Below are 23,963 nucleotides of genomic sequence, written 5' to 3' on the forward strand. Positions count from 1 at the left end.
GCCGGGGCAGGGCTTCGTGCAGTCTGTGGGTAGTGTCGGTTGGCGGCTGCGCCTTACCCGACCTTCAGGATCGGCAGGTTTTGCGCAGCCTCTACCCGACAAAAAATGTATTAGCTATTCAACGCCGGACGTTCGCTAATGGCGATGCGCTGCGGCGCAATGGCTTCCGGCACGTTACGGGTGAGGTCAATATTCAGCAGCCCGTTGGTAAACGTCGCGCCAGACACTTCCATATGGTCTGCCAGCGTAAAGCTCAGGCTGAACGGCTGAGTGACAAGCCCCTGATGCAGCCATTTGGTCTCGGTGTCTGGTTTTTCCGGCGACCCTTTCACGGTCAGGCGCGTGCCCTCAAGCTGGATGTCGAGATCTTCCTGACGGAACCCGGCCAGCGCGAGCGTGATGCGGTAGTGATTATCATCGCTTTTTTCGATGTTGTACGGCGGAAACGTCTGCTGTTCGGTCGCGCTTTGCAGCGCGTTAGCCAGTTTATCAAAACCGATCCACTGACGCAGCAGAGGGGAAAAATCATAGTTACGCATACTAAATCTCCTTCTGAGAAGCGAGTTCGGCACAGTTTAATTTTGTGCGCAGTTGTACCTGCAAACCCTTACGGATTCGCATATGCTCCCTTTACGGCAAGCAATTTCAGGTGGGCCGCGTTAGCGACCCGCATAATTAGTTGATTTCGATACGGCGTGGTTTTTTCTCTTCCGGAATCACACGTTCCAGTTCGATAAACAGCAGGCCGTTCACCAGGTTCGCGCCCTTGACGTGGATGTTCTCAGCCAGCTGGAACTTGCGCTCAAAGTTGCGCTCTGCGATGCCCTGGTAGAGGTAGGTTCGTTCTTTCTGCTCGCCCGCATGGGAGCCTTTCACCACCAGCAGATTGTCCTGGGCGGTGATCTCCAGTTCGCTCTCTGCGAAACCGGCGACAGCAATCGCAATGCGGTAGTGGTTTTCGTCAACCAGTTCAACGTTGTAAGGAGGATAGCCGTTGCTCTGGCTCTGGTTGTTTTCTAAGTGGTTGAACAGACGATCAAAACCAATGGCAGAACGGTATAGCGGAGAGAGATCGAAGTTACGCATAGATAAAAGCTCCTGAAATCAGCGAGAAAATGTAGCCTTCCACCATGGACAGGCTTCCGTTCCCCCGAACACCCATCAGGCGTGTCCGTTATCGGGGTACATCCTTAAAATGGGTCTGGAAACGGGCTTTTCAAGCGTATTAATGCGAGATTTTTTTGCACTTTGCTGGATGTCGCATAGACTCAGGGGCACAGCACAAAGGGTTAAATTGCGATGGCGACCACAGTGCAGATGTTTTGGACTGTCCATTTTGGACGCGCCTCGCTATAACCCTGAGATGCAGGTCAATGCCGTGCTACTAAAGATGACTGAGTGATGATGAGAAATGTTCTGATTAAGCTGGCAACGTTCAGCGGGGCTGTTTTACTTTGCGGGTGTTCGAGCGTTATGTCGCACACCGGCGGTAAAGAAGGAACATATCCGGGGACGCGCGCCAGTGCCGCCATGATCTCTGATGATGAGACAAACTGGGGTACCAAATCTCTGGCGATTCTTGATATGCCGTTTACGGCGGTTGCCGATACGCTTCTGCTGCCGTGGGATATGTTCCGCACCGACAGCTCAGTGCGCTCGCGCGTTGAGAAAAGCGAGCAGGAGACGCTGGCAACCAACTCCGTCATCCCGCCCGCAGAGATGCCCCCGCGCTAATTCCGTGCGGTTTCCGTTAGCCACAGCTGGCGGAAACCGTCCTTCTCTTCCATCCACGCGATATAACGCCCGTCCGGGGAAAAAACCACTGCGTCAGCAGACGGCGGATTGCCATGACGGGACGTCAAAAACGTCACCTTTCCGGTCTGCGCATCGCAGCAGACAATGCGGCTTTCGAGCACAAACCCAAGTGTGCGGCCAGAAGGATGCCAGTTAAAGGCCGACTGGATATCACTCTCACTGCGGGTCAACTGGCGCGGCTCGCCGCCCTCAGGTGAGATAAGCCACAGCTGCACCACGCCGTTATCGTCCCGCATTAAAAACGCAATCTGCGTCCCCTGCGGATTGCTGCGCACCCAGTGGCGCGGCACGTTCACCAGCCCCGGATACGCCTTCTGATGGGTGAAGGTTAAGCGGCGTTGCGTGATGCCCGCAGGAGGCGCGGGCATCGTCTCAGGCGTTCCCTGCAACGGCGCCTCGCCCGCCCGTTTCCAGCCCTGCTCATCTTTGGGGAGGTCCACAATAAACAGTTCAGGCACCTTTTCGCCTTTCGCAGACACCGTATCGCCGATAAACGCCAGCCTGTCGTTGCCCACCCAGCCCTCTTCATAGGCGCGGTTAATCTCATCGCTGCCCGGTTGCGGGTTCGGCGTTGTACGGCTTACCAGCACGCTCCAGAAGGTGCCAGCATATTCCCGCGGATGGTTCCCCTGTGGGTTTACCGGGCCGAAAGGCGCAGCTACCCCGACGTTACGCAAATCCAGCTTCGGATCGCGCTCGTGCAGCACATGGTCGTTGTAGGTAAAGCTGACGAACTGCCCGTTCGGGCTAAAAACGTGGACGTGGCTGCCGCCACGCAGCGCACCAGCCGTGTAAGGCGCGGTGATATCCATCGCATCGAGATTGCTCACCTCGCCGTTGTGCACAATCACTCCCTGACGATGGTGAAAATCATACTGCCAGTCTGCATCGGGGTTTTTCGGGCCGTGGATAAATACATATTTATCCTCAGCAGGATGAACGGTTACCACGCCGACATGCGCGCCGTCAGCGGCACGGTAGATCACCTCAACCTCGCCCGTACTGACATTGACCCGCTCAATGGTTTTACCGGTAAACGACGCGCCGGATGGCCGCACGTCATAGACAAGCCACTGGCTGTCTGGGGTCCAGGTGTTGATATTGGTGAGCTGGTGGTGGCGGGAAGCGAAGGTGATTTGTTTCATAAGGATACCCTGATGCGCGGTTATCGCATCAGGGTAAAACATCCTAAGGCGTTAGCCTACTCGTTTCACGTCGCCCACCAGCAGGATGTAGGAGAGCGCGCCGATCAGCGCCACGGCAGAGATATACACCAGAGCCGGACCAAAGCCGTAGTCCTGCGCAAGGTAGCCGATAACCAGCGGCACGGTGATCCCGCCCAGCCCGCCAACGAAGTTAAACACGCCACCGGTCAGGCCGATAAGACGCATCGGCGCCAGGGACGACACCAGAGACCAGGTGATGGAGGCAAAGCCGTTCCCGAAGAACGCTATCGCCATCAGGGTCATGATCCACACCGGATCGTTGGTGTAGTTCGCCCCCATGATGCAGGTAGAGATCAGCAGCCCGCAGATAATCGGTGTTTTACGCGCCACGCCCAGCGAGAAGCCTTTTTTCACCAGCTTGTCCGCCAGCCAGCCCGAGAGCAGTACGCCGAAGAAGGCCGCCAGGAACGGTACGGTGGTCATAAAGCCCGCCTTCAGCGCGGTGATCCCTTTTTCCTGCGTCAGGTAGTTCGGGAACCAGGTGAGGAAGAACCACAGCGTGGAGGTCACCGCGAACTGTCCCAGATACACGCCCACCAGCTTACGGTGGAAGACCAGCTTCCAGTCCGCTTTGGTTAACGGCTGGCGCGCCTCTTTTTTCACCGGAGCATCGCCATCTACCAGACCGCCACCGTCGCGGATGTAGTCCAGCTCGGCTTTGGTGATGCTTTTGGTCAGACGCGGCGGCTGATACACCTTGAACCAGATGAGCGACCAGATAATGCCGATCCCGCCGGTGACGATAAACACCCAGTGCCAGCTCAGCAGCTCCTGGATCCAGATTAACAGCGGTGTCAGAAATGCCAGGCCCACAAACTGCCCGGAGGTGTAAAAGCCTACGGCAGAGGCACGCTCATGTTCCGGGAACCAGCTGGTCACCATGCGGTTGTTGGTCGGGAACGCGGGCGCTTCAAACACCCCGGTGATGGCGCGCAGGCCAATCAGCGACATCAGCCCGGTGGCGAAGCCCTGGAACAGGGTCGCCACGGACCAGCCCAAAATAGCGATAAAGTAGGTCAGACGCGATCCCACGCGGTCAAGGAACCAGCCGCCGGGGATCTGACAGAGCGTATACAGCCAGGCAAACGCCGAGAAGACATAGCCCATTTCCGCTTTGGTGATGCCGAACTCTTCCTGGATATGAGCCGATGCCACGGCGAGGTTGGCGCGGTCGACATAGCAAATGACCACGGTAATAAAGATCATCATCAGCGTCAGGTAACGGCGACGCCCGGTTTTTGCAGCAGTAACTGGAATATCCATCGCAATCTGTCTCCAGATTTTGGGCATAGCGAAGCCGCTCACCATGCCCTGTAATTTACAGAGGGTTATATTTTTGTATGTATGTTTTTTTGCCCGGTGGCGCTTCGCTTACCGGGCCTACGGGAGAGTAGGCCGGATAAGCGTAGCGCCATCCGGCTTTACCACTCGGCTACGGAACCGTCCTCATGACGCCACAGTGGGTTACGCCAGTCCGGCGTATTTTTACTCAGCTCAATGACTTTGGCTTCGTCAATTTCCACGCCAAGGCCCGGCTTCGTTAACGGTTTAAAGAAACCGCCTTCCATGCTGAAGTCTTCTTTGTTTTTCACAAAGTCGAGCAGCTCCGCGCCCTTGTTATAGTGAATGCCCATGCTTTGTTCCTGGAACACCGCATTGCGGGAGACGAAGTCCACGTGCAGACAGGCTGCCAGCGCAATCGGTCCAAGCGGACAGTGCGGCGCCAGCGCCACATCGTAGGCTTCTGCCATGCCGGCAATTTTGTAGCATTCGGTGATGCCGCCCGCGTGGGAGAGGTCCGGTTGCAGGATCGCAATGCCGCCCGCTTCCAGCACGCGTTTAAACTCGAAGCGCGAGAACATGCGTTCACCCGCCGCGATGGGAATGTGTGTCTGTTCTGCCAGTTTTGGATAGTATTCCGCCTGCTCGGCCAGTACAGGCTCTTCGATAAACAGCGGGCGATACGGCTCCAGCTCTTTAATCAGCACTTTGGCCATCGGCGCGCTGACGCGGCCGTGGAAGTCCAGGCCAAACTCAATCTCGTTGCCGAAAGCCTCACGGATTTGCGCCACGGTGTTCACCGCCCGGTCTACCGCGCGCGAGTTGTCGATAACGCCCATCTCTTCGCAGCCGTTGAGTTTGAAGGTGTCAAAACCAATGTTGCGCAGCTGGCGGATACCGTCGATGACTTCCGCAGGGCGGTCGCCACCCACCCAGCTGTAGGCTTTGATTTTATCACGTACCAGGCCGCCCATTAATTGCCAGACCGGGGCATTCAGCACTTTGCCCTTGATATCCCACAGCGCCTGGTCGATACCGGCGATGGCGCTCATCAGGATCGGACCGCCACGGTAAAATCCCGCCCGATACATGACCTGCCACAGGTCGTTGATGCGCGCCGGATCCTGGCCAATCAGGTATTCACCCAGCTCGTGAACCGCGGCTTCCACCGTACGCGCACGGCCCTCAATCACCGGCTCGCCCCAGCCGACCACGCCTTCGTCGGTTTCAATTTTCAGGAACATCCAGCGCGGGGGTAAACGGTACGTGGTGAGTTTGGTTATTTTCATTGCACTGCCTCTCGATACGCTTTCACAAATGCTGTCGCCTGCCGGGCGGTACGCTCAACGGACTGGCCTGCACGATAGAGATCGCTGCCCAGCCCCGCGCCCACACAGCCCGCGTTTATCCACTGCACCAGGTTTTCCGGCGTGACGCCGCCCACGGCAAAGACCGGCACGCTGGCGGGTAAGACCGCCTTCAGCGCTTTGATGTAATCCGGGCCAAAAGCCGACGACGGGAAAATTTTGAGCGACTGTGCGCCCGCATCGAGAGCGGCAAAGGCTTCTGTGGCCGTGGCGCACCCCGGGCAAACGGTCATGCCGTAATCCACCGCCCGGCGGATGACCTCGGGGTTGATATTGGGTGTGACGATAAGCTTGCAGCCCATTTTCGCCAGGTCATCCACCTGCTCCGGCTGCAACACGGTTCCTGCGCCAATCAGCGCCTTATCACCAAACGCCGCCACCACTGCCGGAATGCTTTTTTCCCACGCCGGTGAGTTGAGCGGGATTTCCACCGCGTCGAACCCGGCGTCGATAACCGCGCCAACGTGCGCTAACGCCTCGTCGGGCGTGATGCCGCGCAAAATCGCGATAAGGGGAAGATCAGTTTGCCACTGCATGAGCGATGCTCCTTATGCCTGCCTGAAATGCCGTGTCGCCCTCCACCGCGGCAACATCCCGTCCGATAGCGTGGAACGCCTGGCGGTAACGTGACGTCAGCGATGAACCCGCGACGAGCGTGATGGTCTGCTGCCCGGCGAACGCGTCGCTCAGGGTGACGACTTCGGCGCCAATCAGCAGGCCGGACAGAAATTCGCTAACCTGCTCGCGCGGAAGATTTCCCAGCACGTGCGAGGCGCGAACCTCAAAAAGTTGCGGCAAAACGGCAGGAGATGTGATCCCGCGCTCAAGCCCGGCGGCAAACGCCTCCGGGGAAGGGTTCTGCTCCGGCAAACCGGCCCCTACCAGCGAATGCGTAAGCAGCAAATGATGCAATTCGCCAGTCATCACGGTGCGAAAATCATGAATTTGCTCAGCATCCGCCTGGACCCATTTGCAGTGCGTCCCGGGCATGACGTAGACAGAAGAAGGAGAAAGGGTGCGCGCCCCGAGCAGTTGCGTCTCTTCGCCGCGCATCACGTTTTGGTTATCGTCGCGAGAGACGCATAAACCGGGAATAATCCAGACATTGTCGCCAACGGACGTTAACTGCTCACCAACGGAGGCGAAATGAACCGGAACCGACAGGTAAGGTGCGACCTTCCAGCCCACGTTACTGCCGACCATTCCGGCCATCACCACCGGCGTATTACCGTCGCGCCAGCTTTGTGTTACCTCTGCTAACACCGCTTCAGGGGATTTACCGTTCAGGCGCGTGACGCCTGCTTCTGATTGCCTGCTTTCCAGGCACTGCTCGCCCTGGTAGAGCCAGGCGCGCAGATTGGTCGATCCCCAGTCAATTGCGATGTAGCGTGATGTCATGTGATTTCCTTCAACCTTCGTGTCGAGCTGGCGATCATGGTTAGCGCCGCCTGCTCTGCCGCATCGCCGTCCTGATGCCGTATCGCATCGAACAGCGCTTTATGTTCCTGAAGCGTTTTCGGCATGTTGGCCTCATCGCCCATCCAGGTACGTTCAAATACTGCTCGCTGTAGCGAGCTGATCGCCACGCTAAGCTGCTGTAAAACCGGGTTATGCACCGACTGCAATACCGCCTCGTGATAGCGAATGTCCGCTTCGTTGAACGCCTCCCGATTCTGGTTATTGGCGATCATGTCGTTCAACGCTGACTCAATCTGTGCCAGGTCACCAGACGTTGCGCGCTCTGCTGCCCAGCGGGCGATGGCCGGTTCCACCAGATTTCGGACTTCGCTCATCGCGCCGATAAGCCGTGGGTCGTAGTCGTTTTCCAGTACCCATTGCAGAACATCGGTATCGAGGTAGTTCCACTGGTTACGCGGCGCAACAAACGCCCCGCGATAGCGCTTCATTTCAATCAGCCGCTTCGCCATTAGCGAGCGGAACACTTCCCGGATGATGTTGCGCGAGGTTTCAAACTCTTCGCACAGTTCGGCCTCTGCTGGCAGCGGCGAACCGGGAACGTATTTGCCACCCACAATCTGGGTGCCCAGCGTGATGACAATGCGATCGGTTTTATTGAGTGTCATGGAGAGTCCTTGTGCTCTGTAAGTCCATCACTACTTTACCGCGACCGCTGAATTTCGCCTCACTTTTGCAGTACAAACGTGAGGCCATTCGTCTTTGCCGTGGTGACAATGTAGTACAATCAGTTAATGTTGTACTACAATCCAGATCACAAAAAGAACAATTGGGTAAATTCAGGGCAAAAAAAAGCCCCGGTTGATAACCAGGGCTGATGATTTGAGCGTTTGTTACGACAGAACGAATTTCTCGATCGCCCAGGCAACGCCGTCTTCCAGGTTAGATTTGGTAACGAAGTTCGCCACGTCTTTTACCGACGGGATCGCGTTATCCATCGCCACGCCCATGCCTGCATACTCGATCATCGCAATATCATTTTCCTGGTCGCCCAGCGCCATGATCTCCTCAGGCTTAATGCCCAGCGCATCGGCAAGCGATTTCACGCCCGTGCCTTTATTGACGCGTTTATCAAGGATTTCGAGGAAGTACGGCGCGCTTTTCAGCACGGTGTATTTCTCTTTTACCTCAGCCGGAATGCGTGAGATGGCTTTGTCGAGGATCGCGGGTTCGTCGATCATCATCACTTTCAGGAACTGGGTTGCCGGATCCATGTTTTCCGCTTCGCAGAACACCAGTGGAATGGTTGCAACGTAGGACTCGTGCACCGTGTAGTAGCTGATATCGCGGTTGGCGGTGTAAAGCGTATTACGATCGAGCGCGTGGAAGTGGGAGCCTACTTCGCGGGACAGTTTTTCCAGGAACAGGTAGTCATCATAGCTCAGTGCAGTTTGCGCCACCGTGCTGCCATCGGCTGCCTTTTGCACCAGCGCGCCGTTATAGGTGATGCAGTAATCGCCAGGCTGGTTCATGTGCAGCTCTTTCAGGTAGCTGTGCACCCCGGCATACGGGCGTCCGGTGGTGAGCACCACGTTCACGCCTTTTTCGCGTGCAGCGGCGATCGCGTTTTTAACGGCTGGAGAGATGGTGTGGTCCGGCAGCAGCAGCGTGCCGTCCATATCGATTGCAATGAGTTTGATGGCCATGAGGTCCCCGGGATAAATGAGTGCTACCTCATGCTAACGCGATTAAGCCCACAAAAATAGAGCTACTTTGCGCAACAAAAAGCCCCTTTTACGTTTATCCCGGGAACGGGAACTCACTCGCGGGTGAGAACAATTTTGCCAAACGCGCCGCGATCCAGATGTTCAAGCGCCTGTTCCAGCTCGTCAAAGCGGTAGCGATGCTCAATCACCGGTTTTAAGCCAGTGATGTCAACCGCACGGACAAAATCTTCCAGCGCCCGACGGTGTCCAACCCCAATCCCCTGAATGACGGGGGATTTCAGCAACAGTTCGCTCGCGGGCAGCGAAATGTCAGTCCCGGCCAGCACGCCAATCACTGAGATACGCCCGTGAACGGCAACGGCGCGCAGGGAATGCTTCAGGTTCTCGCCTCCCACGGTTTCAATGATATGGTCAATGCCGCGATCCTGCGTGAGTACCAACGCATTTTCAGCCCAGTCGCCTTTCAGCCGGTTAATGCCCTGGCTGGCGCCCAGTTTTTTGGCCAGCGCCAGTTTTTCATCACTCCCCGACGTGACAATCACCTCGGCGCCGTGCGCTTTTGCTATCTGCAAAGCGAATAGCGCCACGCCGCCCGTCCCCTGTACCAGCACCGATTGCCCGGCGCGTAAATGACCGCGCTCCACCAGCGCGAACCATGCGGTAAGCCCCGCGCAAGGAAGCGTGCTGGCCTCAGCGTCATCCAGGCTTTCCGGGGAGGCCACCAGCGCGTTTTCACTCACAATCACATATTCAGCCAGCATGCCCTGGAAGTATCCACCGGACGTTTTGTAGGGCAAATCGCGCGCGTCTGCCTGCGGCTTGCCGTCGATCCACTCCGGGAAAAAGGTTGAGATGACGCGTGCGCCGGGTTTGAAGCGTGTCACCCCGTCGCCAATGCTGTCCACCACGCCCGCCATGTCAGACGCCGGAGTAAACGGGAAAGAAAGCGGAATTGGCATCGTGCCTTCGATAACCATTTTATCCCGGTAGTTGAGCGCAACGGCATTTACCCGTACGCGGACCTCACCCGGGCCTGGCTGTGGAACAGGCTCCTGAACAAGCTGAAGGCTCTCGCGCCCAAGGGCGTTCATTGACCAGCGCTGCATTGTTTCTGTCATTTTTTTCTCCTGTCATCAGATGATTTTCAGTTCTGACAGTCTACCGTTGACTCTGCGTCGCCAGTGGCGATAAGTTTTCCCGCTATTGATGACTAAAAAGATACAATCAGTTCATGACCGATACGCTGAAAGATATTCCCGTTTTCGTTGCCTCTGTAGAAGCAGGAAGTTTTGCGCAGGCCGCCGTGCGTCTGCATTTGTCGCGCTCGGCGGTAGGAAAAAGTATTGCTCGTCTTGAAGAGAGGCTGGGGGTTCGTCTGTTTCATCGGACCACGCGCAGTCAGAGGCTGACCGATAACGGCGCGCTTTTTTATGAACGCTGCCTGCGCGCGCTGGAGGAGATTCGTGGCGCTGAATCGCTGCTTGAAACCGGAAAACATCAGGTCAGCGGCCGCCTGCGGGTTGCCATGCCGGTGCTGTTTGGTCGTCAGTGTATCGCCCCGCTGCTCACAGAGCTGACGCAGGAACACCCCGGACTTGAGCTTGAAATGTCCTTCAGCGACCGCATCGTGGATCTCGTGGAAGAAGGGTTTGATATGGCGGTGCGCAATGGCACCCTGGCTGACAGCGCCGTGCTGGTCGCCAGAAGGCTGGGTGAGCACCGAATGGTTCTGTGTGCCGCGCCGGATTATCTGCTTAAGAATGGCCAGCCGCAGGCCGTTGATGATTTACGCCAGCATACGGCCATTAACTACACGCGTGCGGGCAGAGTCTTACCCTGGCAGCTGATGGATTATGATGGCACGTCGCGCACGTTTATTCCCCGCTCATCACTCAATATGGATGATTTACAGGCGATCTGCGACGCGGCGCTGGCCGGCCACGGCCTTGCGTGGTTACCCTGCTGGATGGTCATCAAAGAAATTCAGCAGGGGAACCTTGTCCCGCTCTTAAATCAGGCCCCGGATGTACGCTTCGACGTTCATGCCGTCTGGCAGCAGACGCCGCACCTGCCGCTAAGGGTAAGAATTGCCATAGATAAGCTGGCGAGCCGTTTACCGGCAGTGATGTCGCTGGACCTTCCTGCGTCCATAACAAAGCCGCGCTAAAGCGCGGCCAGTTATGTTGCCGTAAAGCGACGATTAAATATCGATATTCGCCGCCTTCAGGGCGTTCTCTTCGATGAACGCACGACGTGGTTCAACCGCATCGCCCATCAGGGTGGTGAACAGCTGATCCGCTGCAATCGCGTCTTTAACGGTGACGCGCAGCATGCGACGGCTTTCCGGATCCATGGTGGTTTCCCACAGCTGATCCGGGTTCATTTCGCCCAGACCTTTATAACGCTGAATAGAGAGGCCACGACGGGACTCTTTCACCAGCCACTCCAGCGCCTGCTCGAAGCTGGCTACCGGCTGACGACGCTCGCCACGTTCGATAAACGCATCTTCTTCGATCAGACCACGCAGCTTCTCGCCGAGGGTGCAGATACGGCGGTATTCCGGACCGGTCACAAATTCGTGCTCCAGCGGGTAGTCGGTATCGACGCCGTGGGTACGCACGCGCACGATCGGCTCGAACTGCTGCTCAGCGTTCTGCTGAACGTCGAACTTCCACTGGCTGCCGTGCTGCTCTTTCTCGTTCAGCTCGCTCACCAGGGTATTTACCCAGCGGGTTACGGCCTGCTCGCTGCTCAGATCGGCTTCGGTCAGGGTTGGCTGATAAATCAGCTCCTTCAGCAGCGCTTTTGGATAGCGGCGCTCCATGCGGCCAATCATTTTCTGCGTGGCGTTGAACTCGGAGACCAGACGCTCCAGCGGCTCGCCGGCCAGCGCTGGCGCGCTGGAGTTCGCGTGCAGGGTCGCACCGTCAAGGGCGATCGCGATTTGGTACTGATCCATCGCCTCGTCATCCTTAATGTACTGTTCCTGCTTGCCTTTTTTCACCTTGTACAGCGGTGGCTGCGCAATGTAGACGTGGCCGCGCTCAACGATTTCCGGCATCTGACGATAGAAGAAGGTCAACAGCAGCGTACGAATGTGCGAGCCGTCGACGTCCGCATCGGTCATGATGATGATGCTGTGATAGCGCAGCTTGTCCGGGTTGTACTCGTCGCGCCCAATACCGCAGCCGAGCGCGGTGATGAGCGTCGCCACTTCCTGAGAAGAGAGCATCTTGTCGAAGCGCGCTTTCTCAACGTTAAGGATTTTACCCTTCAGCGGCAGGATCGCCTGGTTCTTACGGTTACGGCCCTGCTTCGCAGAACCGCCCGCGGAGTCCCCTTCCACGAGGTACAGTTCAGACAGCGCTGGGTCGCGTTCCTGGCAGTCAGCCAGCTTGCCCGGCAGGCCTGCCAGGTCCAGCGCGCCTTTACGACGGGTCATTTCACGGGCTTTACGCGCCGCTTCACGGGCACGTGCCGCATCAATAATTTTGCCCACCACGATTTTCGCGTCGGACGGGTTTTCCAGCAGGTATTCGCTCAGCAGTTCGTTCATCTGCTGCTCAACCGCCGATTTCACCTCAGAAGAGACCAGCTTGTCTTTGGTCTGAGAGGAGAACTTCGGATCCGGCACCTTCACGGAGACCACGGCAATCAGGCCTTCACGGGCGTCGTCGCCGGTGGCGCTGACTTTCGCTTTTTTGCTGTAGCCTTCTTTGTCCATGTAGGCGTTCAGGGTACGGGTCATCGCCGCGCGGAAGCCCGCAAGGTGAGTACCGCCGTCGCGCTGCGGAATGTTGTTGGTAAAGCAGTAGATGTTTTCCTGGAAACCGTCGTTCCACTGCAATGCCACTTCGACGCCGATACCGTCTTTTTCGGTAGAGAAGTAGAAGATATTCGGGTGAATTGGCGTTTTGTTCTTGTTCAGATACTCAACGAACGCCTTGATACCGCCTTCGTAGTGGAAGTGGTCTTCTTTGTTGTCGCGTTTGTCGCGCAGACGAATCGACACGCCGGAGTTCAGGAACGACAGTTCGCGCAGGCGTTTCGCCAGGATGTCGTACTCAAACTCGGTAACGTTGGTGAAGGTTTCGAGGCTCGGCCAGAAACGCACCATGGTACCGGTTTTATCGGTATCACCCGTTACGGCCAGCGGAGCGTCAGGCACGCCGTGCTGGTAGATCTGACGGTGAATTTTGCCTTCGCGCTGGATAACCAGCTCCAGCTTCTGCGACAGGGCGTTTACCACGGAAACGCCTACGCCGTGCAGACCGCCGGAAACCTTATAGGAGTTATCATCGAACTTACCGCCTGCGTGCAGCACGGTCATGATCACTTCCGCAGCCGATACGCCCTCTTCCGGGTGAATACCGGTTGGGATGCCACGACCATCATCGGTAACGGAGACGGAGTTGTCCGCATGGATCGTGACCACGATGTCTTTACAGTGACCCGCGAGCGCTTCGTCGATAGCGTTATCTACCACCTCGAATACCATGTGGTGCAGACCGGTGCCGTCATCCGTGTCGCCGATATACATACCCGGGCGCTTACGCACCGCATCCAGCCCTTTCAGGACTTTGATACTGGAGGAGTCATAAGAATTCGACATCAACGTTTCTCGCTCATTTCAACTTGGGTTAATCCGTTATTTTACCCTTTTCCACGGTAAACATCTTCGAATTTTCGTCCGACATGTCCATAACGTGTTCAGCGCTAATGGCGCTGACGAAAACCTGCGACTGCGTGGCTTTTAAGCGGCTGGCAAGCAGCCCGCGCCGCGCGTCGTCAAGTTCCGAGGCAAAATCATCTATCAGGTACAGGCAGCGTCGCCCGCTTTCGCGGGTGAGGAACTCCCCCTGCGCCAGGCGCAGCGCGCACATCAGGAGCTTCAGCTGCCCGCGCGACAGCGTATCTTCCACCGGCGCACCGTCAGCACGAATGCGGAAATCCGCCTTGTGCGGGCCGTGCGCGGTGTAGGTCAACATGCGGTCGCGCTCGAAGCTTCTCTCTAACACCTCGGCATAATCCGTCTCTTTCTCCCAGCCGCGCTGGAAGGAGAAGGTGAGAGAGAACTCGGGTAAAAACTGTTTGCAGGTATCGGCCATGTCTTCAGCGATACCGGCGCTGTATTCGGCACGCCAACGGCTGATCTGCTCCGCGAGAGGGATGAGTTCCATGTCCCACGGACGCAGCTGGGCGTAGCGCGTGACCTGGCGCAACGCGGCGTTACGCTGTTTAAGCAGACGCTTCAGGTTGCTCCAGGCGTTAAAGAAACCGGCTTCATTGTGAAAGCATCCCCAGTCGAGGAACGCTCTTCTGTATTTGGGGCCGCCGTTGAGTAAAGTAAACCCCTCGGGCGTAATCAGCTGCATTGGCATCAGTAGCGCCAGCTCCGCTACCTTGTGGCCATCGGTGCCGTCGATGCGCACCTTGCTGTCGCCCTGCTTGTCTTTGGTCAGACCGATGGCGGTTTCCCGCTCTGCGCCCTGCAAACGCCCGTGCAGAACAAAAGAGTCCTGCTCGTGGCGAATCACGCGACCAATCTGCAAACTGCGAAACGCCCGGCCATGGCCGAGCGTATAGATGGCTTCCAGCACGCTGGTTTTGCCGCTGCCGTTCGCGCCAACCAGGAAGTTAAAGCCGGGGGATAAAGCGAGATCCGCGCTTTCGATATTGCGAAAGTCGCGGATCAACAGACGGGTGAGCGACATTACAGTCTCATTGGCATGACAACATAAGCCGCGCTTTGGCTGGCCGCATCTTCAATCTGTACGCTCGAAACGGAGTCGGTCAGCAGAATGCGCACATTCTCGCATTTCAGTGCATTGAGCACATCCAGCACGTAGCTGACGTTGAAGCCGATTTCCATCTCAGCCCCGGCGTAGGTGACGTCCAGAATCTCTTCTGCCTCTTCCTGCTCCGGGTTGTTGGCGGTGATTTTGATCTGGTTTTCACTCACGTACAGACGTACGCCGCGGAATTTCTCGTTCGAGAGAATGGCCGCGCGGGCAAACGCCTGCTTGAGGATATCGCAGCCTGCTTCCAGCGTTTTGTCCGGGTTCTTCGGCAATACGCGGCGATAATCCGGGAAACGACCGTCAACCAGCTTCGACGTAAAGACAAAATCACCCACGTGGGCACGGATGTTATTGCTGCCAATCTGCACCCGCAGCGGCGTGTCACCGCCGTCGAGCATACGCATCAATTCAATCACGCCTTTACGCGGCACGATCACCGAATGGTTCGGCAGCGAGTCGCCAATCGGCATGGAACAGACCGCCAGACGGTGGCCATCGGTGGCCACGGTACGCAGCTCTTCACCTTCGGTTTCGAACAGCATGCCGTTTAAGTAGTAACGAACGTCCTGATGCGCCATGGAGAACTGCGTGGCTTCAATCAGACGCTTCATCGTCGCCTGCGGCAGGGTAAATTCAACTTCGCTCTGCCAGTCGTCCAGGTTCGGGAAATCCGCAGCGGGCAGCGTGGAAAGGGAGAAACGGCTGCGGCCAGAGCGCACCAGCATGCGGTCGCCCTCCAGCTGCACGGCGATTTCAGCGCCTTCCGGCAACCCACGGCAGATATCAAAGAATTTACGTGCCGGAACCGTGGTCGCGCCCGCGTCGTGCGGCTGAGTCAGCGTAACGCGCGCGATCATTTCCATTTCCAGATCTGTGCCGGTCAGCGACAGCGTACCGTCCGCGACCTGAAGCAGCAGGTTTCCAAGAATAGGCAGCGTTGGGCGGCCGCCTAACGGGCCACTCACCTGTTGCAGCGGTTTTAATAAATGTTCACGTTCAACGGTAAATTTCATAGCGTCACGATGATAATGTTCTGATTAAATTGGAAAAATCTTCTTTTATGTCGTGGCTTTCTTCGCGTAACTGCTCAATCTTGCGACAAGCGTGCAGCACGGTCGTATGGTCACGGCCACCAAACGCATCGCCGATTTCCGGCAGGCTGTGGTTGGTTAGCTCTTTTGCCAGCGCCATCGCCATCTGACGCGGACGCGCCACCGAGCGGGAACGACGTTTAGACAGTAAATCTGCCACTTTGATCTTGTAGTACTCAGCCACCGTCTTTTGAATATTGTCGATAGTGACCAGTTTTTCCTGCAATGCCAACAAATCGCGCAGCGCTTCACGCACAAAATCGATGGTGATCGCACGACCGGTGAAATTGGCGTTAGCGATAACGCGGTTCAGCGCCCCCTCCAGCTCACGAACGTTGGAGCGCAGGCGCTTGGCAATAAAGAACGCCACTTCGCCCGGCAGGCGAATGTCGTTCTCGTCGGCTTTTTTCATCAGGATCGCGACGCGGGTTTCCAGCTCCGGTGGCTCGATCGCCACGGTCAGGCCCCAGCCGAAGCGGGATTTCAGACGATCTTCAACGCCGTTGATCTCTTTAGGATAACGATCCGAGGTCAAAATGATCTGCTGATTGCCTTCCAGCAGGGCGTTAAAGGTGTGGAAAAACTCTTCCTGCGATCGTTCTTTATTGGCAAAGAACTGAATGTCATCGATCAGCAGCGCATCAACGGAACGGTAGTAGCGTTTAAACTCTTCGATCGCATTGTTTTGCAGGGCTTTTACCATGTCCTGAACGAAGCGCTCGGAGTGCATATACACCACTTTCGCATTCGGCTTACGCGCCATAATGCCGTTACCCACCGCGTGCAGAAGGTGCGTTTTACCGAGACCCGTGCCGCCATACAGGAACAGCGGGTTATACGCGCCACCGGGGTTGTCAGCAACCTGGCGAGCCGCCGCGCGCGCCAGCTGGTTCGACTTACCTTCAACGAAGTTATCGAACGTGTGCTTCACGTTCACGTTAGAGCGGTAGGTAGGCTCAGCGGGGGCAGGAACGTTATCCCAGCCCTGACGAGCCGGTGCAACGCGAGGCGCTGGAGCGGGCGCCGCCTGTGCAGGGGCTGCCACATTGACAACTTCACGAACGGTTTGGGTGACCGGCTTTGTGCCCACTTCAAAACGCAGCTGTGGGGCATCTGACCCGCAAAAATCGTTCAGCAGTCCATTGATGTTATTAAGGTATTTATCCCTTACCCAATCGAGCACGAAACGGTTTGGCGCATACAAAGCCAGCGTGTTATCGCTCAGTTCCGCCTGCAACGGGCGGATCCACATACTGAATTCTGTGGCTGGTAACTCATCCTGCAATCGGGCAAGACACTGCTGCCAAAGCGAAAGTGACACGGCGGACTCCACTCGAACAATAAAAGAAAACTATTGAATATTCATGATTGTTGGCGCACATCGACATGACCCCATTAGGGTGATGTGCGAACCGCTATCTGCGGTTATACACGCTATCGTTGATACAACCTGAACGATGTTGTGTTTATGCCCGACCAGGATCGCTGGATCCCGATCGGGACCGCGGATCATAGCCTAAACTGAGCCAGAGATCTTCTGTTTCTCACAGATTCTTCCCGATTTATCCACAGGATGATCCGGAATCGGGTAAGTGTAAACGATCCTGACGCGAGTGCCCCGCGATTTAGCCCGCATATTGGAAAATTTAATGAGCACAGACGATTTTTGGCTTAAATGATCTAACGAAGATCCGGGACGATCCTTGCGCTTTGTGGATGACTCCGTATAATCCTCGACCCGGCGCGTGATGCTCATCTTCCTGCGTCGTCCGTTGCTCATTTTCCACGCGAAATCGTGCGGAAATACGCGGGAAATAAGGAAAGAGAATTGACTCCGGAGTGTACAATTATTACAATCCGGCCTCTTTAATCACCCACGGCTTCGGCGTCCGTCATTCGAAACTCGGTCGGGCATCCGCAAAAGTCATGAATTTTTTCAAGTTTAGGTAGAAATCGCCATGAAACGCACTTTTCAACCGTCTGTACTGAAGCGCAACCGTTCTCACGGCTTCCGTGCTCGTATGGCTACTAAAAATGGTCGTCAGGTTCTGGCACGTCGTCGTGCTAAAGGCCGCGCTCGTCTGACCGTTTCCAAGTAATAAAGCTAACCCCTGAGTGGTTAAGCTCGCATTTCCCAGGGAGTTACGTTTGTTAACTCCCACTCATTTCACTTTCGTCTTCCAGCAGCCATTACGGGCTGGCACGCCGCAAATCACCATCCTCGGCCGCCAAAATTCGCTGGGGCATCCCCGTATCGGTCTCACAGTCGCCAAGAAAAACGTTAAGCGTGCGCATGAACGCAACCGGATTAAACGTCTGACGCGTGAAAGCTTCCGTTTACGTCAGCACGAACTGCCTTCTATGGATTTCGTGGTGGTGGCTAAAAAAGGGGTTGCCGACCTCGATAACCGTGCTCTCTCGGAAGCGTTGGAAAAATTATGGCGCCGCCACTGTCGCCTGGCTCGCGGGTCCTGATAGCCCTTATCAGGGTCTATCAACGCCTGATTAGTCCGCTACTCGGGCCACATTGTCGTTTCACCCCTACGTGCTCAAGCTACGGAATTGAGGCATTGCGCAGGTTTGGAGTGATAAAAGGCAGTTGGTTGACGGTGAAACGCGTATTAAAATGCCACCCTTTACACCCAGGTGGAGACGACCCCGTCCCTCCAGGACCCTTTGATACCAGAGAACACTAACGATGGATTCGCAACGCAATCTTCTTATCATCGCTTTGTTGTTCGTGTCTTTCATGATCTGGCAGGCATGGGAGCAGGATAAAAATCCTCAACCCCAGCAGCAGACCACGCAGACCACGACCACCGCAGCGGGTAGCGCCGCCGACCAGGGCGTACCGGCCAGTGGCCAGGGGAAACAGATTACGGTTAAGACCGATGTGCTTGAGCTGACTATCAACACCCGTGGTGGTGATGTTGAGCAGGCGCTGCTGTTGACCTACCCGAAAGAGCTGAAGTCTACCGAACCGTTCCAGTTACTGGAAACCACGCCTGAATTTATCTACCAGGCACAGAGCGGCCTGACCGGTCGTGATGGCCCGGATAACCCGGCTAACGGTGCGCGTCCACTGTATAACGTCGAAAACGACACGTTTGTGCTGGCTGATGGTCAGAACGAACTGGTTATTCCGATGACCTACACCGACGCGGCAGGCAACACCTTCACCAAAACCTTCACCCTGAAACGCGGTGAGTATGCGGTGAACGTGGGCTACAGCGTACAGAACGCCGGTGCGAAACCGCTGGAAATCTCTACCTTTGGTCAGCTGAAGCAGTCCATCAATCTGCCGTCTCACCGTGACACCGGAAGCAGCAACTTTGCGCTGCATACCTTCCGTGGCGCGGCATACTCCACGCCAGATACCAAGTACGAGAAATACAAATTCGACACCATTGCCGATAACGAAAACCTGAACGTCAGCTCTAAAGGCGGCTGGGTCGCAATGCTGCAACAGTATTTCGCGACGGCATGGGTACCGAACAACGACGGTACGAATAATTTCTACACCGCGAACCTCGGCAACGGTATTGCAGCCATCGGCTACAAATCTCAGCCGGTTCTGGTACAGCCGGGTCAAACTGGTAAGCTGGCAAGCACCCTGTGGGTCGGTCCGGAAATCCAGGACAAAATGGCTGCCGTTGCGCCGCACCTGGATCTGACCGTTGATTACGGTTGGTTGTGGTTCATCTCTCAGCCGCTGTTTAAGCTGCTGAAGTTCATCCACAGCTTCCTGGGTAACTGGGGCTTCTCCATCATCGTTATCACCTTTATCGTTCGTGGCATCATGTACCCGCTGACGAAAGCGCAGTACACCTCCATGGCGAAGATGCGTATGCTACAGCCGAAGATTCAGGCTATGCGTGAGCGTCTGGGCGATGACAAACAGCGTCAAAGCCAGGAGATGATGGCCCTGTATAAAGCAGAGAAAGTAAACCCACTGGGTGGTTGCTTCCCGCTGCTGATTCAGATGCCAATCTTCCTTGCGCTGTACTACATGCTGATGGGTTCCGTTGAGCTGCGCCACGCGCCGTTCGCCCTGTGGATCCATGACCTGTCCGCACAGGACCCGTACTACATCCTGCCGATCCTGATGGGCGTGACGATGTTCTTCATCCAGAAGATGTCTCCGACCACCGTGACCGACCCGATGCAGCAGAAGATCATGACCTTTATGCCGGTCATCTTCACCGTGTTCTTCCTGTGGTTCCCGTCAGGTCTGGTGCTGTACTATATCGTCAGCAACCTGGTGACCATCATCCAGCAGCAGCTGATTTACCGTGGTCTGGAAAAACGTGGCCTGCATAGCCGCGAAAAGAAAAAGTCCTGATTCGGTAAGTTAACGCTAAAATAAGGGCGGTCGATTGACCGCCTTTTTTATTTGTATTGAACGAGAGTAACCATGAGCCATAACGACACTATCGTCGCCCAGGCAACCCCACCGGGACGCGGTGGTGTAGGCATTCTGCGTATCTCCGGCCTGAAGGCGCGTGAGGTGGCCGAAGCGGTGCTGGGTAAACTGCCAAAGCCGCGCTACGCTGATTATCTGCCGTTTAAAGATGCCGACGGCACCCCGCTGGACCAGGGCATCGCGCTGTGGTTCCCCGGCCCGAACTCCTTTACCGGCGAAGACGTGCTGGAACTTCAGGGCCACGGCGGTCCGGTGATCCTCGACCTGCTGTTAAAACGTATTCTGACCCTGCCTGGCCTGCGCATTGCGAAGCCGGGCGAATTCTCCGAGCGTGCGTTCCTGAACGACAAGCTCGACCTGGCGCAGGCCGAAGCGATTGCTGACCTGATCGACGCCAGCTCCGAACAGGCGGCCCGCTCCGCGCTGAACTCGTTGCAGGGCGCGTTTTCTGCACGCGTAAATCATCTTGTGGAAGCACTTACTCACCTGCGAATCTATGTCGAAGCGGCTATCGACTTCCCGGACGAGGAGATCGACTTCCTTTCTGACGGCAAAATCGAAGCCCAGCTGAACCAGGTGATGAACGATCTGGATGCCGTCCGCGCCGAAGCGCGTCAGGGCAGCCTGCTGCGTGAAGGGATGAAGGTGGTCATTGCCGGACGCCCGAACGCCGGGAAATCGAGCCTGCTGAACGCCCTGGCGGGCCGTGAAGCGGCAATCGTAACCGACATAGCCGGGACCACCCGCGACGTGCTGCGCGAGCATATCCATATCGACGGCATGCCGCTGCACATCATCGATACCGCCGGCCTTCGCGATGCGAGCGATGAAGTCGAGCGTATCGGCATCGAACGCGCCTGGCAGGAGATTGAGCAGGCCGATCGCGTGCTGTTTATGGTAGACGGCACCACGACCGACGCCGTAGACCCGGCGGAGATTTGGCCTGACTTTATCGCCCGTCTACCTGCCAAACTGCCGATCACCGTAGTGCGCAACAAGGCAGACGTGACTGGCGAAACGCTGGGCCTCAGCGATGTGAATGGTCACTCACTTATTCGCCTGTCGGCCCGTACCGGGGAAGGCGTAGAAGACCTGCGTAACCATCTCAAACAGAGCATGGGCTTCGACACCAGCATGGAGGGTGGCTTCCTGGCGCGTCGTCGTCACTTGCAGGCGCTGGAAGAGGCGGCACGCCATCTTGACCAGGGCAAAGCGCAGCTGATTGGCGCGTGGGCGGGTGAACTGCTGGCGGAAGAGCTACGTCTGGCGCAGCAGAATCTGAGCGAGATTACCGGAGAGTTTACGTCGGACGATTTGTTGGGAAGGATCTTTTCGAGCTTCTGTATTGGCAAGTAAGTTTTAGTCCATCCTCGTCCGTGAACGTTCACTAACCCGCATTAACTACCTGTTAATGCGGGTTTTTACTTTCCGTACTCGTCCATAGTCGTACGGATTCATCCGCAATTCTTGTGTCCATCGTTGTGCCCATAGCAAAAAAACCGCTGTGCCATTGTTCATTTTTTGCGTTAAAAATCACACCTCATGGGCACAAAAAACGGTATAAAAAAGCATCAAAATCGATATCCCATGGGCACAGCAAAGAGGTGAAAAATGGCGCTTTCAGATACTAAACTCCGCTCATTAGCTCCAAAAGATCATCCCTGGCAAATAGCTGATAGAGATGGTCTGATGATTGAAATACTTCCAACAGGAAGAAAAGTATGGAGATTTCGCTTTCGCCTTAACAATAAACTTCAAAAAGTCACACTGGGGGGAATACCCATCCTTCTCCCTCGCTGAGGCTCGTATGTGGTGTGAGAAATGCCGCTCAATGGTTGCCCATGGCATTAACCCGGCACAAAAGAAGCAGGAAGAAAAACTTAAACAAAATGACCCGACAACAGTAAAAGCGTTCGCCAAACGCTGGCTGACCGATATCGTTGAAAAAAGTAACCGCAATCCACGCAACGTCACTCGTATTATCGAGAAGGACATCATTCCCATCATCGGGAAACTGGAACTGGAAGAACTCACAACTGCCCATATTCAGGTCGTGCTCGACCGCATCAAACAACGAGGTTCCGATCACGTCGCGCTGCTGACGCGAAACGTGCTTAAACGCATGCTGGCCTACGCGATTTCGAGGGGAATCATCTTCAACAACCCGGCAGCCGCTATCGAGGCCCGTTATATCGCACAAGCAACAAGTCGCGACGTGGCGCTAACGGCAGAAGAGATCGGTATCCTGCTACGGGGGATCTACACCTCTAACATGAACCGACGCCACAAGCTGGCTTTGCACCTGCTGATCATCTGCATGGTGCGTAAATCGGAGATGATTGAAGCGACATGGAGCGAAGTTAACTTCAACGCGCTGGAATGGCGTATACCCGGCGAAAGAATGAAGATGGATAACCCGCATATTGTTCCGCTGTCAAAGCAGGCGCTGGCGATGTTCGAAGAGTTAAAATTTCTGGCCGGGGATTCTCCATACGTCTTCCCCAGCCGAAACGACTACCGACGTCCGATCTCCAAAACAACGCTGAACTGTGCGGTGCGTACGCTGGATCTTAACGTCAGGGATTTTGTTATTCATAACTTCCGGCGTACTGCCAGCACATTGCTCCATGAGCAAGGCTACAACTCAGACTGGGTGGAGAAATGCCTGGCGCATAAAATCGGCGGCGTTCGCGGTGTCTACAACCGTGCGGAGTACCTGAATCAGCGCCGGGAGATGCTTCAGTCCTGGGCGGACTTTGTTGATGCGCAGATTGAGACTGGAAGGAAGGTTATCATTGGAGAATTCGGGAAGGCTTACAATGTAACCGACTGAATAATATAAAAAATATAACAATAGTAGTTACTGATTAGAATATACTATCTAACCGGTTGAAAAAGATGCACTTCTCAACCATAATAACATCACTCTTTAGCGTTAGGCTTTGATTTATAGCCTTGTCGAGCGTTTCGCCAGACACTAACTTATTGAGTACTTTTAGGGTTGCGCTAGAAAGTTTTCTACCGATCCTAGAAGTCTCTAGGATCGGTAGAAAACTTTCTAGCGCCTCCTCTAGTAAAGAGTAAAAAACGAGCAAAGCTACATTGCTCGTTTTTTTCATCAACGGAAGACAAATCAAAAACACATAACGTTTAAATCAATGTTTGAAGAAACTATTAAAAAACAATTTCAATTGTTAGACATAAGTAACTTCAATGTTGATATATCTCATCGTCTCCTTTTCGTATGTGGTGGCAAAGTCGATGTACGTGCACCAATTCCACCCAGTTTTAGGGATAGACTACTTACTTACACAGCAAAACATGCCCCTGAACTTCACGAACATTTCATTCTAGCTGAGACATTCAAGGATTATTTTAAAGAGAATGCCTATCCGGACCTTCTAGTGTTTGAAGATGATATAGCCAGTATTTCATCTCTTATTATCATTTTTTTAGAAAGTCCAGGATCATTAGTTGAGCTAGGTATATTTTGCAACAAATCAGAACTATTTAAAAAAATACTGATCGTTGCTTCAGAGGAAGAAGTATCCGGTGAGGACTCATTCATTTATTTAGGCCCACTTGAGTATATTAAGAAGAAAGTTTCATCCTCTGTTGTAATCTATCCTTGGCCGGATCCTGAAGTTTTAAAATACGATGATGATTTTCTTGATGATTTATGTGTAAATATAAAAGAAAAACTTTCATCAATCCCAAAAACAGAACAATTCAGTAAGGATAATTCTGGGCATATAGCACTTCTAATTACTGAAATTATATCTCTTTGCTTCCCAATACAACTTAGTGAAATAGAAC

General features: G+C 55.1%; 22 protein-coding genes, 1 pseudogene and 1 other annotated feature. Of the genes and pseudogenes, 9 read left to right on the forward strand and 14 right to left on the reverse strand.

Going from position 1 to position 23,963, the window contains the following annotated elements:
- Nucleotides 1–110 precede the first annotated feature (110 nt).
- Both ibpB and ibpA read right to left on the reverse strand, forming a co-directional pair.
- Nucleotides 111–539, reverse strand: a complete 429-nt coding sequence (ibpB, locus tag IM300_RS18020) for a small heat shock chaperone IbpB (RefSeq protein ID WP_006808781.1) — start codon at nucleotides 537–539, stop codon at nucleotides 111–113.
- A gap of 136 nt (nucleotides 540–675) precedes the next feature.
- Nucleotides 676–1,086, reverse strand: coding sequence for a small heat shock chaperone IbpA (gene ibpA / locus IM300_RS18025; RefSeq protein ID WP_003861094.1), 411 nt, complete (start codon nucleotides 1,084–1,086; stop codon nucleotides 676–678).
- Nucleotides 1,080–1,153 (reverse strand) — a sequence feature (ROSE (Repression Of Heat Shock gene Expression) occurs in the 5'-region of heat shock genes and acts as an RNA thermometer to modulate expression.). It overlaps the preceding gene by 7 nt.
- Nucleotides 1,154–1,401: 248 nt before the next feature.
- Between ibpA and IM300_RS18030 the strand changes: the two genes are divergently transcribed.
- Complete coding sequence (locus IM300_RS18030; protein ID WP_193037675.1) at nucleotides 1,402–1,734, forward strand: YceK/YidQ family lipoprotein; 333 nt, start codon at nucleotides 1,402–1,404, stop codon at nucleotides 1,732–1,734.
- Here IM300_RS18030 and IM300_RS18035 read toward each other — a convergent pair.
- The 8 genes from IM300_RS18035 to IM300_RS18070 all read right to left on the reverse strand — a co-directional run bounded on the left by IM300_RS18035 (nucleotide 1,731) and on the right by IM300_RS18070 (nucleotide 9,950).
- A complete protein-coding gene (locus IM300_RS18035; RefSeq protein ID WP_193037677.1) occupies nucleotides 1,731–2,960 on the reverse strand; it encodes a DUF3748 domain-containing protein in 1,230 nt (409 codons plus the stop codon). The two genes, IM300_RS18030 and IM300_RS18035, sit on opposite strands and share 4 nt — an antisense overlap.
- Before the next feature lie 51 nt (nucleotides 2,961–3,011).
- Nucleotides 3,012–4,349, reverse strand: coding sequence for an MFS transporter (locus IM300_RS18040; protein ID WP_112792457.1), 1,338 nt, complete (start codon nucleotides 4,347–4,349; stop codon nucleotides 3,012–3,014).
- A 113-nt stretch (nucleotides 4,350–4,462) separates the two neighbouring features.
- Nucleotides 4,463–5,611: a galactonate dehydratase gene (dgoD, locus tag IM300_RS18045; RefSeq protein ID WP_063868621.1), complete on the reverse strand. Its 1,149-nt coding sequence runs from the start codon at nucleotides 5,609–5,611 to the stop codon at nucleotides 4,463–4,465.
- Entirely contained in the window at nucleotides 5,608–6,225 is a 618-nt protein-coding gene (locus IM300_RS18050) for a 2-dehydro-3-deoxy-6-phosphogalactonate aldolase (protein WP_107534319.1), read from the reverse strand. The genes dgoD and IM300_RS18050 overlap by 4 nt, the downstream gene beginning before the upstream one ends.
- The gene (locus IM300_RS18055) at nucleotides 6,209–7,087 is read right to left on the reverse strand and encodes a 2-dehydro-3-deoxygalactonokinase (RefSeq protein WP_193037679.1); all 879 of its coding nucleotides are present in this window, start codon (nucleotides 7,085–7,087) and stop codon (nucleotides 6,209–6,211) included. The genes IM300_RS18050 and IM300_RS18055 overlap by 17 nt, the downstream gene beginning before the upstream one ends.
- Entirely contained in the window at nucleotides 7,084–7,773 is a 690-nt protein-coding gene (gene dgoR, locus IM300_RS18060) for a D-galactonate utilization transcriptional regulator DgoR (protein ID WP_003861109.1), read from the reverse strand. The genes IM300_RS18055 and dgoR overlap by 4 nt, the downstream gene beginning before the upstream one ends.
- A 225-nt stretch (nucleotides 7,774–7,998) precedes the next feature.
- The gene (yidA, locus tag IM300_RS18065) at nucleotides 7,999–8,811 is read right to left on the reverse strand and encodes a sugar-phosphatase (protein WP_045308263.1); all 813 of its coding nucleotides are present in this window, start codon (nucleotides 8,809–8,811) and stop codon (nucleotides 7,999–8,001) included.
- Nucleotides 8,812–8,924: 113 nt separating this feature from the next.
- A complete protein-coding gene (locus tag IM300_RS18070) occupies nucleotides 8,925–9,950 on the reverse strand; it encodes an NAD(P)-dependent alcohol dehydrogenase (RefSeq protein WP_193037681.1) in 1,026 nt (341 codons plus the stop codon).
- A 113-nt stretch (nucleotides 9,951–10,063) separates the two neighbouring features.
- On the opposite strand from IM300_RS18070, the gene IM300_RS18075 reads away from it, so the two are divergent.
- Entirely contained in the window at nucleotides 10,064–10,999 is a 936-nt protein-coding gene (locus tag IM300_RS18075) for a LysR family transcriptional regulator (RefSeq protein WP_193037683.1), read from the forward strand.
- A 33-nt stretch (nucleotides 11,000–11,032) separates the two neighbouring features.
- Here IM300_RS18075 and gyrB read toward each other — a convergent pair whose 3' ends face one another.
- Genes gyrB through dnaA form a run of 4 tightly spaced genes read right to left on the reverse strand, consistent with a single transcriptional unit; the run spans nucleotide 11,033 to nucleotide 17,045 of the window.
- Nucleotides 11,033–13,444 carry a DNA topoisomerase (ATP-hydrolyzing) subunit B gene (gene gyrB / locus IM300_RS18080; protein WP_063452049.1) on the reverse strand — a complete coding sequence of 804 codons (2,412 nt, stop codon included), beginning with the start codon at nucleotides 13,442–13,444 and terminating at the stop codon, nucleotides 11,033–11,035.
- A gap of 28 nt (nucleotides 13,445–13,472) precedes the next feature.
- Nucleotides 13,473–14,546 carry a DNA replication/repair protein RecF gene (gene recF / locus IM300_RS18085; RefSeq protein ID WP_059294145.1) on the reverse strand — a complete coding sequence of 358 codons (1,074 nt, stop codon included), beginning with the start codon at nucleotides 14,544–14,546 and terminating at the stop codon, nucleotides 13,473–13,475.
- The gene (gene dnaN / locus IM300_RS18090) at nucleotides 14,546–15,646 is read right to left on the reverse strand and encodes a DNA polymerase III subunit beta (RefSeq protein ID WP_003861122.1); all 1,101 of its coding nucleotides are present in this window, start codon (nucleotides 15,644–15,646) and stop codon (nucleotides 14,546–14,548) included. The genes recF and dnaN overlap by 1 nt, the downstream gene beginning before the upstream one ends.
- Before the next feature lie 4 nt (nucleotides 15,647–15,650).
- Nucleotides 15,651–17,045: a chromosomal replication initiator protein DnaA gene (dnaA, locus tag IM300_RS18095; protein WP_003861124.1), complete on the reverse strand. Its 1,395-nt coding sequence runs from the start codon at nucleotides 17,043–17,045 to the stop codon at nucleotides 15,651–15,653.
- Between the two features lie 637 nt (nucleotides 17,046–17,682).
- Here dnaA and rpmH point away from each other — a divergent pair.
- The 7 genes and pseudogenes from rpmH to IM300_RS18130 all read left to right on the forward strand — a co-directional run.
- Nucleotides 17,683–17,823: a 50S ribosomal protein L34 gene (rpmH, locus tag IM300_RS18100; protein WP_000831330.1), complete on the forward strand. Its 141-nt coding sequence runs from the start codon at nucleotides 17,683–17,685 to the stop codon at nucleotides 17,821–17,823.
- 16 nt (nucleotides 17,824–17,839) lie between these two features.
- Entirely contained in the window at nucleotides 17,840–18,199 is a 360-nt protein-coding gene (gene rnpA / locus IM300_RS18105; protein ID WP_006808764.1) for a ribonuclease P protein component, read from the forward strand.
- Nucleotides 18,163–18,420 (forward strand): membrane protein insertion efficiency factor YidD, encoded by a 258-nt coding sequence (yidD, locus tag IM300_RS18110; RefSeq protein ID WP_001307474.1) that lies wholly within the window; start codon nucleotides 18,163–18,165, stop codon nucleotides 18,418–18,420. The genes rnpA and yidD overlap by 37 nt, the downstream gene beginning before the upstream one ends.
- A 2-nt stretch (nucleotides 18,421–18,422) precedes the next feature.
- Nucleotides 18,423–20,066: a membrane protein insertase YidC gene (gene yidC, locus IM300_RS18115; protein WP_003861138.1), complete on the forward strand. Its 1,644-nt coding sequence runs from the start codon at nucleotides 18,423–18,425 to the stop codon at nucleotides 20,064–20,066.
- Between the two features lie 72 nt (nucleotides 20,067–20,138).
- Nucleotides 20,139–21,503 carry a tRNA uridine-5-carboxymethylaminomethyl(34) synthesis GTPase MnmE gene (gene mnmE, locus IM300_RS18120; protein WP_193037685.1) on the forward strand — a complete coding sequence of 455 codons (1,365 nt, stop codon included), beginning with the start codon at nucleotides 20,139–20,141 and terminating at the stop codon, nucleotides 21,501–21,503.
- A 255-nt stretch (nucleotides 21,504–21,758) separates the two neighbouring features.
- Nucleotides 21,759–22,980, forward strand: a pseudogene (locus tag IM300_RS18125) (tyrosine-type recombinase/integrase).
- A 325-nt stretch (nucleotides 22,981–23,305) separates the two neighbouring features.
- A partial coding sequence (locus tag IM300_RS18130; RefSeq protein WP_193037687.1) for a retron St85 family effector protein occupies nucleotides 23,306–23,963 on the forward strand: 658 nt, incomplete at its 3' end.

Origin of the sequence: Enterobacter cloacae complex sp. I2, from assembly GCF_014896205.1 — a bacterium.
Taxonomy (GTDB): Bacteria; Pseudomonadota; Gammaproteobacteria; order Enterobacterales; family Enterobacteriaceae; genus Enterobacter; species Enterobacter quasihormaechei.